13 protein-coding genes and 1 tRNA gene are annotated in these 14,756 nt (G+C 65.7%); 8 read left to right on the top strand and 6 right to left on the bottom strand.

What is annotated here, in order from left to right:
* The 3 genes from AAFU51_08980 to AAFU51_08970 form a co-directional block, all read left to right on the top strand.
* Positions 1-1,061: hypothetical protein (locus tag AAFU51_08980; GenBank protein ID MEO1571390.1), on the top strand; the 1,061-nt coding region annotated here is incomplete at its 5' end.
* A gap of 8 nt (positions 1,062-1,069) precedes the next feature.
* A complete protein-coding gene (locus tag AAFU51_08975) occupies positions 1,070-1,639 on the top strand; it encodes a hypothetical protein (protein MEO1571389.1) in 570 nt (189 codons plus the stop codon).
* A gap of 25 nt (positions 1,640-1,664) precedes the next feature.
* A complete protein-coding gene (locus AAFU51_08970; GenBank protein ID MEO1571388.1) occupies positions 1,665-2,321 on the top strand; it encodes a T9SS type A sorting domain-containing protein in 657 nt (218 codons plus the stop codon).
* 6 nt (positions 2,322-2,327) lie between these two features.
* On the opposite strand, the gene AAFU51_08965 is transcribed toward AAFU51_08970, so the two are convergent.
* Complete coding sequence (locus tag AAFU51_08965) at positions 2,328-3,101, bottom strand: replication initiation protein (protein ID MEO1571387.1); 774 nt, start codon at positions 3,099-3,101, stop codon at positions 2,328-2,330.
* Between the two features lie 120 nt (positions 3,102-3,221).
* Positions 3,222-4,394 carry an alanine racemase gene (locus AAFU51_08960; GenBank protein MEO1571386.1) on the bottom strand — a complete coding sequence of 391 codons (1,173 nt, stop codon included), beginning with the start codon at positions 4,392-4,394 and terminating at the stop codon, positions 3,222-3,224.
* 567 nt (positions 4,395-4,961) lie between these two features.
* Here AAFU51_08960 and AAFU51_08955 point away from each other — a divergent pair.
* From AAFU51_08955 to metX, 3 genes are all read left to right on the top strand, one after another.
* Complete coding sequence (locus AAFU51_08955) at positions 4,962-6,293, top strand: O-acetylhomoserine aminocarboxypropyltransferase/cysteine synthase (GenBank protein MEO1571385.1); 1,332 nt, start codon at positions 4,962-4,964, stop codon at positions 6,291-6,293.
* 115 nt (positions 6,294-6,408) lie between these two features.
* Positions 6,409-6,481 (top strand) — tRNA-Cys (locus AAFU51_08950).
* Positions 6,482-6,528: 47 nt separating this feature from the next.
* Positions 6,529-7,680: a homoserine O-acetyltransferase gene (gene metX, locus AAFU51_08945; protein MEO1571384.1), complete on the top strand. Its 1,152-nt coding sequence runs from the start codon at positions 6,529-6,531 to the stop codon at positions 7,678-7,680.
* A gap of 141 nt (positions 7,681-7,821) precedes the next feature.
* Here metX and AAFU51_08940 read toward each other — a convergent pair whose 3' ends face one another.
* From AAFU51_08940 to AAFU51_08925, 4 genes are all read right to left on the bottom strand, one after another.
* Positions 7,822-8,928: a carboxylate-amine ligase gene (locus tag AAFU51_08940; GenBank protein MEO1571383.1), complete on the bottom strand. Its 1,107-nt coding sequence runs from the start codon at positions 8,926-8,928 to the stop codon at positions 7,822-7,824.
* Between the two features lie 31 nt (positions 8,929-8,959).
* Entirely contained in the window at positions 8,960-10,318 is a 1,359-nt protein-coding gene (locus AAFU51_08935) for a hypothetical protein (GenBank protein MEO1571382.1), read from the bottom strand.
* A gap of 163 nt (positions 10,319-10,481) precedes the next feature.
* Entirely contained in the window at positions 10,482-11,588 is a 1,107-nt protein-coding gene (locus AAFU51_08930) for a hypothetical protein (GenBank protein MEO1571381.1), read from the bottom strand.
* Positions 11,589-11,636: 48 nt separating this feature from the next.
* Positions 11,637-12,356, bottom strand: coding sequence for an alpha/beta hydrolase-fold protein (locus tag AAFU51_08925; protein ID MEO1571380.1), 720 nt, complete (start codon positions 12,354-12,356; stop codon positions 11,637-11,639).
* A 185-nt stretch (positions 12,357-12,541) separates the two neighbouring features.
* Here AAFU51_08925 and AAFU51_08920 point away from each other — a divergent pair, with 185 nt between their 5' ends.
* Together AAFU51_08920 and AAFU51_08915 are read left to right on the top strand one after the other, a co-directional pair.
* Complete coding sequence (locus AAFU51_08920; GenBank protein ID MEO1571379.1) at positions 12,542-13,378, top strand: alpha/beta hydrolase-fold protein; 837 nt, start codon at positions 12,542-12,544, stop codon at positions 13,376-13,378.
* A 236-nt stretch (positions 13,379-13,614) separates the two neighbouring features.
* On the top strand, positions 13,615-14,676 hold the full coding sequence (locus AAFU51_08915) for a membrane dipeptidase (GenBank protein MEO1571378.1): 1,062 nt from the start codon (positions 13,615-13,617) through the stop codon (positions 14,674-14,676).
* Positions 14,677-14,756 lie beyond the last annotated feature (80 nt).

Genomic DNA, 14,756 nt, shown 5'->3' with positions numbered 1-14,756 from the left:
ACCCAGACTGGGCGGTGTTCGCGCTGGCGGCGCTGGGCATCGCGACGGAAGTGCCGCCGCTGAACGTGGGGGTGAACGCGGCGGTGTCGGCGCTCAAGAACGCGATCAAGGCGGTGCCTGTAGGGCCGCTGCGTCGGTGGTTGTTCCGAAACACGCTCGAAGGGATCACGGCGGCGCTTCGGACAAACGACACGAGTTGGTTCAGCCGCAACGGAGAGTTCTTCAGTCGGCTGACGCGCGAGTGTGCGGGCGCACGCTATGAAAGTGCGGCAGCGAGTAGCGCAGCATTTTGCCTTAAGAGCACTCTGAATCGCCTCGGGCAGCAAGCAGCGGGCGACTACGCCTCGCTGAGGAATCGCATAGGGGATGCGGAGGCGGAAGACTTGCTAGCGAGGCTTACTGTCCAGGCTGATATTGATGACGGTGACCTACGGCGTGTTCTTGAGGCGCTTGGGTCAGAATTTGATGCCGCGACGGTAGATGGGCTGAGAGCAGCAGGCAAGATGGAGATCGTGGCGCGTGCGGCTGCGAAGGCGAACTGGGACGCCGTAGCGGCGACAAAATACTTGGAGAAGGTCAATCATTTCGGAGCTTCCGACCTGAGGGTGGTCCATTTCGACCGAGTTTCCGACATTCCTGGTAATCCGGGATCTGTCCACTATGCAAAGATGGGAACTTTGGAATTTGGAAGAAAAGGAACCCAATTCGAGTTTGACGTAATGGAGCATTTTAGGAGTGATAGGCTCGTGGGTATCCAGATAGAGCCTGGGAATGACCCGAGATTTACAGGGGACGTAGACACGTTGACAGACTCATTCCTGGTGTCCTCGAAACACACAAAGCCTATAGTTAGGTCTAGTGATAAAATAACAAGCGATCTTCTTAGGGTTCTTCGAGAAGACGCTCATAGAAATGGACTGATACCAGTAATTGCTGTACCAGACGAGTTTAGAGCAAATCCCAGCCTTGATACTGACCGATTTGTCAGAGATGTAGAAAAGATTCACCCAGACATTGTGGTCGAATGGGTAGTCACTAGAATACCAGGCCTTCCTTCGTGAGCAGTAGTATGACATCATTCGAATCTTCTGGATACAGAGTCCAGGTGTCTGTCGTGGGCACAGAGGAAGGGTCTAGCATACTTGAGATTGTCTCGGAATCAGACGATGATTTTCTAGATTATTTAAACTTCAAATCTATATTTAATTCAGGCAGAATTTTGAGCAGAATACAAACGTATAATACATCTCCAATAGAGATAGGCATCATTCGGGATAGTGTAGGAAATGATTTTGAAGTTTATAAAGATATGTGTGGGTTGAAGGGTAGGTCGGATACCGGAGGTTTAATAAGAATAATTACAGGAAATAATAATTATTCATTTGATAAAATAATCACAATAAGAGATAATAATCTATACTATGAATATGATATTTCACTTGATGGATCTAGGTTGTGTATTCCGGGCTTTTATGTGAATTTCTATTCGATTGCTATAATAATGAGAATATTGGGCAGGGGAGAGGTGAATGGCTTAGAGGTGCAAGATTTACCTGAATTGGTCTACGTAGTTCCTCTTCATGAAATTCGGGAGTGGGGACAACTCACCTACGATGAACAACTCGAAACCTGGCTATAAAAGTCCCTTGCCATCTTCACTCGCTATGACTCGCCTTATAGTCCTCGTTCTCATTGCGCTGTGCGCATTCCCTACGCTTGCACAGGAAGCCGAGCCGCACGCGCTACCCTTCGCTTCTACTGGCCACGCCCTCGAACTCGAAGTCGCCCATGCTGACTACGACGACGAGCGCGCGGAGGCAGCAGCCTTCACCGTCACGCTCACCGACGCCCCCGCCTGGCTCGCCGTCACGCCCGCCGCGCTCACTCTCGACGCCCTCGCGCCCGGCACCGACGCCCTCGCCCGCTTCGCCTTCGACGTGGCGGACACTGCGCCCGTTGCCGAGCCTGGCGCCATGACCTTCGAGATCGCCACCGACGACGGCCAGACCTGGACCAAGACCGTCCGCGTCGAGGTCGCCGCGCCCGAGGCGTTCGCTGTAGCGGGAGCCTACCCCAACCCCTTCGCCCACGCCGCCGAGGTGGTCTACGACCTGCCCGCTGGCGCCACGGTCACGTTCGCCGTCTACGACCTGCTCGGCCGCGTGGTGCATGAGGTGCGCACCGAGCAGGCGGCGGGGCGGCACACGGCGGCTGTGGACGGCGCGGGGCTCGCAAGCGGGGTCTACGTGTGGCGGCTGGTGGCCGTGGGTGCAGATGGGCAGCGGCACACCGAGGCAGGACGGCTCACGCGGGCACGCTGACGCGCCTCAGCCGTCTTCCCGCAGCACGAAGTCGACGTGGATGTGGTCGTCGTGGCGCACCCAGGAGGGGTTGCGGGAGAACGCCATCAGGTCACGCAAGTCCGAGTCGGCGGCGAACAGGCCAGCTTGCAGGTCCGGTGCGAAGATGACGCGACCGATGCGGACACCGTGCTCGTGGCCGACCGCGTGCAACGCTCTGAGGTGCGCCGCCAGCGCCGGATAGTCGATGCACAGCGAGCCGCCCGAGGTGCAGCCGTCGGGCTCGAACGCCATGTCGTAGCCGAAGCGCAGCCACGGCCACGTCGGGAGCGGGACGGAGCGGCCCTCGCGGTTTGTCACTGGCGTCATATAGTCCACCGAGACGCCGCTGCGGTGGGTGCGGTGCGGCCGAAAGCGCCCGCCGCGCGGCCAGCCCGTTTCGCCGTAGACGTAGACCGTCTCAGGCCGCGTTGCTGCGAGCGTCTCGTAGGCCGCCAGCGTCGCGTCGCGGACGGCGTCGTGCACGGCGGTGCGGCCGAGGAACGAGCCCAGGCGCGAGTACGTGCGGAAGTTGGCCCCCGACGACGGCAGCCGCTTGCCGTGCGCCAGCCGCCCGTCCTGCGGCGTCCCGATGCTCACGCTCGGCGTGTCCGACTCCACGAGCCGTAGCGCGTCGTTGCCGAGCCACACCACGAGCGTGGTCACGACGGCCAGCACGAGGTCGCGCCGCGCCCACCGCGCGAGACAGCCAGGACGGTGGCCTGGGTTAGGCGGCGTGTTACGATGTCGCTCTCGTGTCATCCTGCACTCGTTTACTCCGTGAAGCTTCGCTTTCAGGATCTCAGCGAAGCACCGAAACACCCGAGTCGCTGGAGATCCCGGATCGAGTCCGGGATGACAAGAATGGGTATTCGAGGTAACTCATGCGCCGCGCGCGTCGACGGCCCACTCGGCGACGACCTCCTCGCCGTCCTTGCCCGTGCGCTCGATGACGTAGAAGCGATCCTGCGTCGCCATCGTCACGCAGGCGTGGTTGGGCACGATGCGGACCGTGTCGCCCACGTCGAAGGTCGTCGCGCCGGGGACGCGCACCCAGCCGTGCTCCTCGCTCAGCCGCGCGATGCGTGCGTGCGGGAGCGGCTTCATCGTGTGCGGACTGTGGAGGATTTGGCCGTGGTCGCGAACGTTCCAGCCGAGGTCGGTGGTGAGGACTTTCTTGCCCGCGTCGAGGTAGGCCATCTCACCGCCCGTGGGTGTGCGGTGCTGCGCGATCACGGTGGCGCGCACGGTGAGCGCGCAGCGGTCGAGCGTCGTCGTGCCGAGCATGACCTGCTGGCGGTCGTAGAAGACGTAGTTGCCGGGGCGTGCCTCCGTGATCGTGAAGCCGTCGTGCGTCGCGTTCTCGAAGACGCTCAGCGTAGGCGTCGAGCCGAGCGAGAGGGTGGCGTCCGGCGTGAGGAGGCGGGCCCCGCCGAGCGTCGCCGCGAAGGTGAGGAGGCGGTCGCGTTCCTCGGACATGTGGCGCCGCAAGGCGTCCTGCTTCGTCTCGCCCTGTTTGGGACCGCCGTAGACCTGCCCGCCGTGCGTCAGTAGACCCACGAGCGCCAGCGACGGTAGCTCCGCGAGGGCGCGCACGAGAGACATCGCATCCGGGTGGTTCCAGCGAATGCCTGTGCGTGCGTGCCCGGTGTCGACCTCCAGCAGCACATCGGCGGTCCGGCCCTGCTCGGCGAAGAAGGCATCGGCTTGGCGCGCGCCTGCGAGGGTGTCCACGCAGAACGTCACGCGCGTCTTCCCGGCGAGCAGCTTCGCGACCCGCGCGAGGTTGTCGCGCCCCACGAGCGGCTTGGCGATGCAGAGGTCGTTGAAGCCGAAGCGGGCAAACACCTCCGCCTCGCCGACGGTGGCGACGGTCAGCCCGACGGCCCCGCGCTCCCGCTGCCGCAGCGCGATCTCGACCGACTTGTGCGTCTTGACGTGCGGCCGCAGCGCCACGCCCTGCGCCTCGGCCTGCGCCTGCATCGCGTCGAGGTTGGCGTCGAGGCGGGTACGGTCGACGAGGAGAGCGGGCGAGGGGAGGTCGGCGAGGTGCATCGGATGAGCCAGGGAGACGAGGGAGCGAAGAGCCGGGGAGGCGAGGAGACGGGGAGGCGAGGAGACGGGGAGGCGAGGAGACGGGGAAGAATACGAGTGAGGGCGTGTGAGGGTGTGGGAGTCGGAGTGGGGGGGCGAGCGAGGCTCGCGCCGCGGACAACGCACCAGTGACAACGGACCTGCTGCGGGGCTCCATCTTCCGGCCTCCATGCACCGAGTGCAGCCTCCGTCTGCGTCGCGGAAGCACCTGGAAGCGGTTTCGTTCACACAAACCCCACAGTAGGCGTGCGGAACATCCCAGCGGGCCGCCCTATTCTGAAACCACATCCATCCGCTCTGCCTCGTGCGCCTCGCCGACCTCCACATCGCCCCTGCTCCCATCGCTATTGCGATGAAGGGGATGATGTGTTGTCGCGACGGCGGCCTCGAGGGCGTGTGTGGATCCGGCGGGTAAGACCTCCCGCCATCAAGCCGATCTGCCAACCCTCTGGGCCGCCCGCCCGGAGGGTTTTTGCGTTTCTGCACCCCCGGCTCGCTGTCCACGCCCCCCAACCTGTCTCCATTGCCATGAGCACGCCCGACGCCCTCCGCCCTGAACAGCTGCGCTTCGAGACCCTGCAGCTCCACGCAGGCCAGCAGCCCGACAGCGCCACCAACAGCCGCGCTGTCCCGATCTACCAGACCACGTCCTACACCTTCGACGACACCGGGCACGCCGCGCGGCTCTTCGGGCTCCAGGAGTTCGGCAACATCTACACCCGGATTATGAACCCGACGACCGACGTCTTCGAGCAGCGCGTCGCGGCGCTCGAGGGCGGGGCGGCGGCGGTCGCCACGGCGTCCGGGCAGTCCGCGCACCTCGTCGCGTTCACCACCCTTGCCGAGGCGGGCGACAACATCGTCGCGTCGAGCAAGCTCTACGGCGGCACCTACAACCTCCTCAAGGTCGCGCTCAAGCGCCTCGGCATCGAGACGCGCTTCGTGGAAACCGACGACCCCGCCGACTTCGCCGCGCAGATCGACGACTGCACGAAGGCCGTCTTCTTCGAGACGCTCGGCAACCCGCGCCTCAACGTGCCCGACTTCGAGGGCATCGTGGCCGTCGCGCATGACGCGGGCGTTCCGGTGGTCGTGGACAACACGTTCGGCGCGGGCGGCTACTACTTCCGCCCCATCGAGCACGGCGTCGACATCGTCACGCACTCGGCGACGAAGTGGATCGGCGGGCACGGCACGTCCATCGGCGGCGTGATCGTGGACTCCGGCAACTTTGACTGGCGCAACGGGCGCTTCCCCAACTTCACCGAGCCGAGCGAGGGCTACCACGGCCTCCGCTTCACGGACGTGTTCAACCCCGAGAGCGACCTCGGCAATGTGGCGTTTGCTATTCGTGCTCGTGTCGAGGGGCTGCGCGACCTCGGGGCCGCGCTCTCGCCGTTCAACGCGTTCCTGCTCTTGCAGGGCCTGGAGACGCTCTCGCTGCGCGCCGAGCGCCACGCCGAGAACGCGCTCACGCTCGCCCGCTGGCTGGAGGCGCACGACGCCGTCGAGTGGGTGTGGTATCCGGGCCTGGAGTCGCACGAATACCACGACGCGGCGAAGCAATACCTCCCGCGCGGCTTCGGGGCGGTGCTCAACTTCGGCATCCGCGGCGGCAAGGAAGCCGGGCAGCAGTTCATCGAGAGCCTGAACCTCGCCAGCCACCTGGCGAACGTGGGCGACGCGAAGACGCTCGTGATCCACCCGGCGTCGACCACGCACCAGCAGCTTTCGGAAGCCGAGCAGCAGGCCAGCGGCGTGCGCCCGGAGCTGATCCGCGTGTCCGTCGGCATCGAGCACATCGACGACCTTACCGCCGACTTCGCACAGGCCTTCGAGACGCTGCTCGTCGAAGCCTAGCGGCTTGTACCCCCTGCGTTCCTCCCCCCTTCCGCAAGCGTCAGGGCGGTCGGAACGCTGTCCCCCTCGTGCACGAGGGGGACAGGTCGAGCAGAGCGAGACCAGGGGGTGACCCGCCCGGATGGCGAAGCGGCTAACGCGGCGGTCTGCAAAACCGCTATGCGCGGGTTCGAATCCCGCTCCGGGCTCCCTCCACGTCCACACCTTCACACGCGCACACGTCCACACCGAAACGATGAACGACGGCGTCACCACCCACCGGCTCGCGGAGCCGTTCACCACCGAGGGCGGCTTCACGTTCGAGGCCCCTGAGGTCGCCTACAAGACCTGGGGCACGCTCAGCCCCGCCGCCGACAACGCGGTGCTGATTTGCCATGCGCTCACGGGCCACGCCGCCGCTGACGAGTGGATGGGCGACCTCCTCGGCGAAGGCAAGCTGCTCGACCCAGCGCGGCACTTCGTCATCGCGACGAACGCACTCGGGTCATGCTACGGCACCACGGGGCCGCGCAGCCGCAACCCGGTCACGGGCGAGCTCTATGGCGGTGCGTTCCCGCACGTCACCATCCGCGACATGGTGCGGCTGCAACGGCGCCTCCTGGACGACCTCGGCGTGCGGCGGCTCGCCCTCGTGATCGGCGGCTCGATGGGCGGCATGCAGGCGCTCGAATGGGCCGCGATGGACGCGCTGGAGGAGGACGAATTCAAAGGGGGCGGCCCTGATGGACAGCCCTTCGTAGGACGCCTCGCGGTCTTGGCGGCAGGCGCGGCGCACACGGCGTGGCAGATCGGCATCTCCGAAGCGCAGCGCTCGGCGATTACGGCCGACCCCCGGTGGCGCGGCGGCTTCTACCCGCCCTACGACCCGCCCCGCGCTGGATTGGCGGCGGCCCGCCAGATGGCGATGATGACCTACCGCAGCCCTCTGCTCTTCGCCGAGCGCTTCGCCCGCACGCAGCGCGGCGACGGCACGTTCGAGATCGCGTCGTACCTCCAGCACCAGGGCGAGAAGCTCGTCCAGCGCTTCGACGCCGTCACCTACGTCCGCCTGACCGAGGCGATGGACAGCCACGACGTTGCCCGCGACCGCCCCGGTACCACCATAGCCGATGCGCTCGCCCAGGTTACGATCCCAGCGGTCGTTGTCGGCATCACGTCGGACGTGCTCTACCCGCCGCACGAGCAGCAGGCGCTCGCCGCCGCGCTGCCGAATGGCACCTACCTCGAACTGGACTCGCCCTTCGGCCACGACGCCTTCCTCGTCGACTTCGAGAAGCTCGACGCGCTCCTGCGCTCGTTCGTCCACGCGGCGGCCGCCGATTCGGTCACGCCGGGAAAGAGCGCCCCGCCCGCCCGCCGCGCCGCTGATTGGGTGGCGGTGGTGTGACAACTCCCCCCGTTTTTGGTGACGGTCGCTAAGCTCCCCTATCACCAAAAACTGTCCCCCTCACAAATGAGGGGGACAGTTCGAAGAGCGAAGCGTCGTCAGACGCGGAGGCGATGAGAACGGGGGGAGCCGCCTGGCTCCCTATCGCACGCCTTCCTCGGTCTCGGCGATGAGTTGGTCCACGACCGGGCGTAGCTGGCCCGTCTGCTCGAACGTGGCGACCTGCCGATCGGCGCTGGCGCCTTGGTCGAGGATCTTGTAGGCATATTCCACCTCGGCGCGGCTACCGAGCTCGTCGACGACATCGCCGATAAACCACTCGATCAACTCAAGGATGAGTTCGCGGGCGGGGACTTCCTGCTCCTTACCGAAGTCGATCAGCTTGCCGTCGAGGCCGTGGCGGACGGCGCGCCACTTGTTCTCCTCGATGAGGTCGGCGGGGTAGACGCGGAACGTCGTGTTGTCGCGCCGTAGCTTGTAGAGCTTCAGCACGATCGCCTGCAGGATCGCCGCGATGCAGACGGCCTCTTCGACGCGCGTGCAGACATCGAGGAAGCGGAATTCGAGCGTCTGGAATTTGTGGTGTGGGCGGACGTCCCAGTAGATCTTCGAGCCGTCGGGGATGCAGCCGGTGTGGACGAGCTTCTCGCGGAGCGCGTGGAAGTCGCCGTAGGAGCGCATGATGCGCGGGACGCCGTTGCGCGGGTAGTTGCGGAAGATGACGCTGCGGTAGGACTTCAGCCCGGTCTTGCGGCCCATCCAGAACGGCGAGCTCGACGAGAGGCAGAGCAGGTGCGGCATGAAGTAGCGCGCCACGTTCATCGCGTCGATGAGGAACTCGTTGTCCTCGATGCCGATGTGGACGTGCGTGCCGAAGATGAGCAGCTGGTGCGCCACGTCCTGCATGTCCTCGCGCACGCCGATGTAGCGCTCCAGCGGCGTGATCTCCTGGTCCTGCCAGCTAGAGAACGGGTGCGTCCCGGCGGCCACGACCTTGAGCCCCTTGCGGTCGGCGAGCTCCATCACCGTGCCGCGCAGCCGCGTTAGCTCGGCGCGCACATCGCCCGGCGTGTTGCACACCTGCGTGCCGATCTCGACCATCGACTGGTGCAGCTCGGGCTTGATCTCGCCGAGGATCATCCGGTCGTCGTCGAGAATCTCGGTGATGTACGACCGCAGTTCGCGCGTCTCGGGGTCGATGATTTGGTACTCCTCCTCGACGCCGATGGTAAGGGACGGGGCTTTCATAGGGCTAGGGGTGTGAGAGTGAGGAGTCGCGCTAGCGTTTTTCGACCACGAACGTCGCGAGGCTGGAGCCGCCGCCGGAGGTCACGTTGACGAGCGAGTCGGTGGAGAGGCGGGTGAGGCAGCCGTCCATGTAGTCGCCGTAGAAGGCGAACGGGGCGGTGTCGATGATGCGGTCGTGGAAGGCGGCGGCCCCGTCGACGAGGCTCGGGTAGGTCTCGTGCGGGAGGTGGATGCGGTCCTGGATGATGAACGGCTCCGCGAGGGCCTCTTTGAGCGCGGCCTGCCAGCGGGCGTCGTCGACTTCCCAGCCGAGCACGATGCCGGTGCCGCCGTACTCGTCGTTGGGCTTGAGGACGAGGTGGTCCTTGTTCTTCGCTGCATACGGGATGAGGTCGATGAGCAGACCCTTGAACATGGTCGTACGCTCCTCGACCACGCGCGTCCACGGCACGTGCGCCTCGATGGCCTCGCGCTCGGTCGCGGTGAAGAGGCTGTCGTTGCGCTCGTCGCTCAGCACGGCGAGGCTCGCCTTCTTGTGGAGGATCTTGCAGCGGAACGAGTTCACCATCACCACGTCGCCCGCGATCACGGCGCGCACGATGGGGTGGTCCATCCCGCCGCGCTCGACGAGTTCAGAGATGAGGACGCGCTTGTAGATCACGTCGATGGGGATGCCGCCTGCGAAGAGCTTGCCGCCGCGGTACTCCACCTCGCGCGGATCGGCGATGACGCACTTGAAGCCCAGCGCCTCGAAGTAGTCCTTCGAGATCACGAACTCCGAGTAGGTCGGCACCTCCCGCCAGTCCACGATGGCAATGGTCGGACGATGCCGCTTGCGCCCGGTCGCCTGCTGGTAGGCGCTCACCAGCGCGTGGAGCACGCTATGGCGCGACGGCTGCGAGCGGACCTCGTATTGCTTCAGGTACTCCCGCATCACCGGCAGCCCGAAGAAGATCGCTGCGAGGTGGTCGTTGTAGGCCGCGGCGGCGGGCGTCTCGGCGTTGTACTCGGTGATCTTCATCCCGCCGCGCTCCGACACGAAGAATGCATCGAGGCGCGAGACGGGGCTGGCCGTCGCGAAGCCGTGGTCGTGCTGGACGAGCGCCTCCTCCCAGTCGGTGAGCTTGAACTGTTTGCGGAAGACCGTGTCAGCGATGGCGGCGCGGTAGACCTTGCCGAAGGCGCGCAGCAGGACGGCGGTGCGGCGCTTCAGGAATTTGTATTGCCCCGGCGTCATGAAGCGGGGCCGCAGCACGCTGCACAGCGGGCGCTCGCCGAAGAAGAGGCCCCGGCGGCGGAGCTGGTCGTCGAGCTGGTCCTGCGACGCCCCGGCGAGGTCGTCGTCGGTGAGCAGCGTATGGTAGGCGTCGATGGCGGCCTGGATGGCCATAGGTGGCTGGGTGGCTGGGTGGATAGCAATCCGGCTCCCCCCGCCCCGCTCCTCTAGCGAGGAGTCGCGGGGCTGTCCCCCTCACGCGTGAGGGGGACAGTTCGAAGAGCGGAGCGTCATCAGACGCGGAGACGATGAGAACGGGGGGAGGCGTCCGGGCGGGCTACTCCGACTTCTTCGCGGTCGTCTTGCGCGCGGTGGTTTTCTTGGCCACGGTGGTCTTCTCAGCCACGGTGGTCTTGGCAGCCGTCTTCTTGGTCACCGTCGTGGGTTTCACCGTCGTGGGTTCCATGGCGGGGGCCTTCTTCGCGGGGGCCTTCTTCGCGGGGGCTGGGTCGGCCAGGGGTGCGGCGATGAGTTCGTTCCAGCGGAGCTCACGGAGCTGCGGACGCGGGTTGAGCGCGCGGTCGATGGCGAGGTCGGCCATGTGCTGCACGACCCACTCGAAGTAGTGCGGCGTGAGCGAGTTGATGTCCATGTCCGGCGCCGGGTTCATGAAGTCGATGGCGTAGGGGACGCCGTCGCGGACGGCGAACTCCATCGAGTTCATGTCGTAGCCGAGCGCCGTGCAGAGCTTCGTGGCGTCTGCGACGACGCGCGCGCCGAGCTCGGGGCTCATGTGGTCGTGCTCGACATGGTAGCGCCGCTCGCGGGGGTCGTACTTGATCGGCAGGATCGTGTCCTGGCCCAGGCAGATGCAGCGCACGAAGTGCTCCCACTCGATGAACTCCTGGAGCACCATCGTGAGCAGCCCCGCGTTGTTGTAGTGCCCGATGAGCTCCTCCTTCGAGCGGCAGACGTAGACCTCTTTCCAGCCGCCGCCGTGAGCGTCCTTGAAGATGCATGGCAGGCCGATGTAGTCCAGGATGGCGTCCCAGTCGAGCGGATACTCGAGGTTGCGCAGCGACTCGTCGTGGACGATGCCGGGGACGTACTCCTTGTTGGGCAGCACGACCGTCTTCGGGTGCGCGATGCCGAGCTTGGTGGCCAGCGCCGCCCCGAAGAACTTGTCGTCGGCCGTCCACATGAACGGGTTGTTGATGACCGTCGTCCCGGCGAGGACGGCCTGCTTGAGGACGGTCCGGTAGAACGGTACCTCGTGCGAGATGCGGTCGATGATGACGTCGTACTCCAGCGGCGCGTCCATGTGCGGCGCGCCAATCTTGACGAACTCGGCGACCACGTCCGCGTCGCGGTTGTTGACCTCTTCGATGAAGGCGGGCGGGAACGACCACTCGCGGCCGACGATCAATCCGACTTTCTTAGGCATGAGATACGTGGCGATAAGCTAGAAAAGAGAGAAGTGAAGCTGTAGGGGTCAGTCTGATCCGCCGATGTAGGTGCGGATCATCTGGTGCCAGTAGGGCCAGTCGTGCGCCCAGCCGTCCCACAGGCGCAGTGCATTGCCGACGCCCTTCTCCCAGAGGACGCGAGAGAGGTGCTCGTTGTTTTCGCGGAACGAGTCGTCGCTGCCGGTGGCGAGGATGATGTCAGTGTGGCGGAGCGCTTCGAGGTGGCCGTGGTCGTGCATATCCATCGCGTAGTGCGACGGGTTGTGGCGGTAGAGCTCGTTGCCGTAGTAGCCGTCCGAGAACATGCGGATGTCGTAGAGCCCGCTCATCCCGATCACGCGCCCGACGAGTTGCGGGTAGCGCAGCGTGAAGTCGATGGCATGGAAGGCGCCAAAGCTTGCACCCGTCATGATGAGGAAGTCGTTCGGGTTCTTGTGGTAGCTGAACGGCAGCAACTCGTGCAGGAGGTAGCGCTCGTAGTCCTCCTGCCGGTGGGCGCGGTCGGCAGGGTGCTTCCAGCGGGCGTACCAGCTGTCGGCGTCGACGCTGTCCACGCAGTAGAGCTGGATCCAGCCGTTGCGGAGGTGGTCCCCGAGGGCATCGGTCATGCCGCGGTCTTGCCACTCGTAGAAGCGGCCCTGCGAGGTCGGGAAGACAACGACGCGCGCCCCGGCGTGGCCGAAGACGAGCGTCTCCATGGTGCGCCCGAGCGAGGGGCTGTGCCAGCTGTGGTATTCGCGGTGCATGAGGCGTAAGTCGGCGGGTGTGGGGACGAGGGGTGGACGCAGACGAGGCCGCGCAAAAAGGCGGCGCTATCTTCGCGCGTGCAACATACTCCGCACGCGCGAACCGATGAATGGAGGAGTGACGACAGAACGATGAGAAGCGCATTCAATTCTTAAACTTCGGCCCCTTTGCCTACCTGAGTGCCGTGCCTACCCTCACCCCTGCTCCTGACCTCGTCGCGCTCGGCTGGAAGTCCTACCCGGACGACGATGGCTACCACACCGTCGTCGGCGACCTGTGGCGGCTACCCGAGATCCACAGCCCCCGCCTCGGCAACCACCGCGACCTGCTCGTCTACCTCCCGCCGTCCTACCACACCGAGCCAGACCGCCGCTACCCGGTCGTCTACATGCACGACGGCCAGAACCTCTTCGACGACGCGACCGCGTTCGCGGGCGAGTGGCAGGTCGACAATACGATGGATGCGCTCGCCGTCACGGGCCGCGAGGCCATCGTCGTGGGTGTACCGAACACGGGCGTCGACCGCATCCACGAGTACAGCCCCGTCAAGGACCAGCAGGAGCGCGGCGGGCGCGGCGAGACCTACGTCGCCTTCCTCACTGAGACCGTGAAGCCGCGCATCGATGCCGACTTCCGCACGCGCACGGGGCCGCTGGACACCATCGTGGCGGGCTCGTCGATGGGGGGGCTCATCAGCCTCTACGCCTTCCTGAAGCGCCCCGACGTGTTCGGCCATGCGGGCGTGATGAGCCCGTCGCTTTGGTTCGCCGACCGCGCGATCTTCCCCATCGTCCGCGAGACGCCGAAGCACGCCGGTCGCATCTACCTCGACGTGGGGACGAAGGAGGGCGCGCAGACCGTCGCCGACGTGCGCCGCCTCCGCGAACTGATCCTGTCGAAGGGCTACCGCCGCCACCACGACTTCTGCTACGTCGAGGATCAGGGCGCGGGCCACTCCGAGATCGCCTGGCGCGACCGCCTACACTTCGCGATGGATTTCCTACTGGGACCGGCGGGGTAGCACAATCCGTCCACGACGCACCCCTTCCCCTACGCATGTCATCCTGAGCGAGCGCAGCGCGCCGAAGGATCTCTGTCCGTCTCGGCGCTCCGGACAAACCTGAACGCTGACCCGCAGATCCCCCGCGTTCGCGAGGGCAAGCTCTTCGGCTTCGGTCCTGCGGACCTACGCTCAGGATGACACGAGCGAGACGGATTTCCAGATAGCCGACAGCCGAACGCCGACAGCCCCCACGCATGTATATCGACGCCCACCTCGACCTCGCCTTCAACGTCGTTGCGCACGGCCGGGACCTGACGCGGACTGTGCCCGGCCTGCGCGCCGCCGAGGCGAAAGCGGCGCAAGAAGTGATGGTCACGCTGCCCGAACTGCAAGGGGCAGGCGTCGGCATCGTCTTCGGGACGATTTTCACGCTGCGGCATCACGCGAAGCGGCCGGGTGCTCGCAAGCCGCTCACGGCGAAGCAGAAGGCGCTGATGTACCGCACGCCCGACGAGGCGCACGCGAAGGGCGTCGAGCAACTGGACGTCTACCGCCGCTGGGAGGACGACGGCTGGCTGCGCATCCTCCGCTCGCAGACCGAACTCGCCGCACACGAGGCAGCGTGGGCCGAGGGTGACCGCACCACAGGGCTCGTGCTGCTCATGGAAGGCGCCGACCCGATCCGCACGCCCGACGAACTGCCGTGGTGGGTCGAGCGCGGCGTCCGGCTCGTCGGCCCAGCGTGGCAGCGGACGCGGTATTCGGGCGGGACTTTCGCGCCCGGTCCGCTCACAGAGATAGGGCGGGAGCTCGTCCGCGCGATGACCGAGGCGGGCGTGGCGCTTGACGCGAGCCACCTCGCCCACGACGCCGTCTGGGACGCGCTCGACGTCCTCGATGCGAGCACGAACCCCGCGCACGTCTGCGCGAGCCACAGCAACGCCGCCGCGCTCGTCCCTACCGACCGCCACCTCACCGACGCCATGCTCGACGCGCTCGCAGAGCGGGACGCGGTGGTGGGTGTGGTCCTCGGCAACCCGTTCGTGAAGAACGGCGTGGCGCGCGACGACCCGGAGGAGAGCGTCACGCTGGACGATGTGCGCACCCAGGCGGCGCACCTCGCAGGGCGCCTCGGCTGGGACCGTCTCGGCATCGGGAGCGACTTCGACGGGGGCTTCGGCAAGCAGGAAACGCCCTTCGGCATCGAGCGCGGGGCCGACTTCGCAAAGCTCGGCGACGCCGTGCCCGAGGCAGCGCGCGCCGGCTTCCTCGGCGGCAACTGGCTACGGTGGCTGCGGCAGGCACTCCCCGCGTGAGGCAAGCGAGTCCGGTTCCGAGTTTTCGCCATTCGGACCGGTGGGATTGCATCCTTCGGACCATGGGTCGCACATAGGGT

The organism is Bacteroidota bacterium, from assembly GCA_039821555.1.
GTDB lineage: Bacteria > Bacteroidota > Rhodothermia > Rhodothermales > Rubricoccaceae > JBCBEX01.
This window is presented reverse-complemented; position numbering and strand designations above follow the sequence as displayed.

Bases quoted from the DNA above. Each gene is read 5' to 3' on its own strand.
- AAFU51_08975 (MEO1571389.1), top strand. From the start codon at position 1,070: ATGACATCATTCGAATCTTCTGGATACAGAGTCCAGGTGTCTGTCGTG.
- AAFU51_08970 (MEO1571388.1), top strand. From the start codon at position 1,665: ATGACTCGCCTTATAGTCCTCGTTCTCATTGCGCTGTGCGCATTCCCT.
- AAFU51_08965 (MEO1571387.1), bottom strand. From the start codon at position 3,101: ATGACACGAGAGCGACATCGTAACACGCCGCCTAACCCAGGCCACCGT.
- AAFU51_08960 (MEO1571386.1), bottom strand. From the start codon at position 4,394: ATGCACCTCGCCGACCTCCCCTCGCCCGCTCTCCTCGTCGACCGTACC.
- AAFU51_08955 (MEO1571385.1), top strand. From the start codon at position 4,962: ATGAGCACGCCCGACGCCCTCCGCCCTGAACAGCTGCGCTTCGAGACC.
- metX (MEO1571384.1), top strand. From the start codon at position 6,529: ATGAACGACGGCGTCACCACCCACCGGCTCGCGGAGCCGTTCACCACC.
- AAFU51_08940 (MEO1571383.1), bottom strand. From the start codon at position 8,928: ATGAAAGCCCCGTCCCTTACCATCGGCGTCGAGGAGGAGTACCAAATC.
- AAFU51_08935 (MEO1571382.1), bottom strand. From the start codon at position 10,318: ATGGCCATCCAGGCCGCCATCGACGCCTACCATACGCTGCTCACCGAC.
- AAFU51_08930 (MEO1571381.1), bottom strand. From the start codon at position 11,588: ATGCCTAAGAAAGTCGGATTGATCGTCGGCCGCGAGTGGTCGTTCCCG.
- AAFU51_08925 (MEO1571380.1), bottom strand. From the start codon at position 12,356: ATGCACCGCGAATACCACAGCTGGCACAGCCCCTCGCTCGGGCGCACC.
- AAFU51_08915 (MEO1571378.1), top strand. From the start codon at position 13,615: ATGTATATCGACGCCCACCTCGACCTCGCCTTCAACGTCGTTGCGCAC.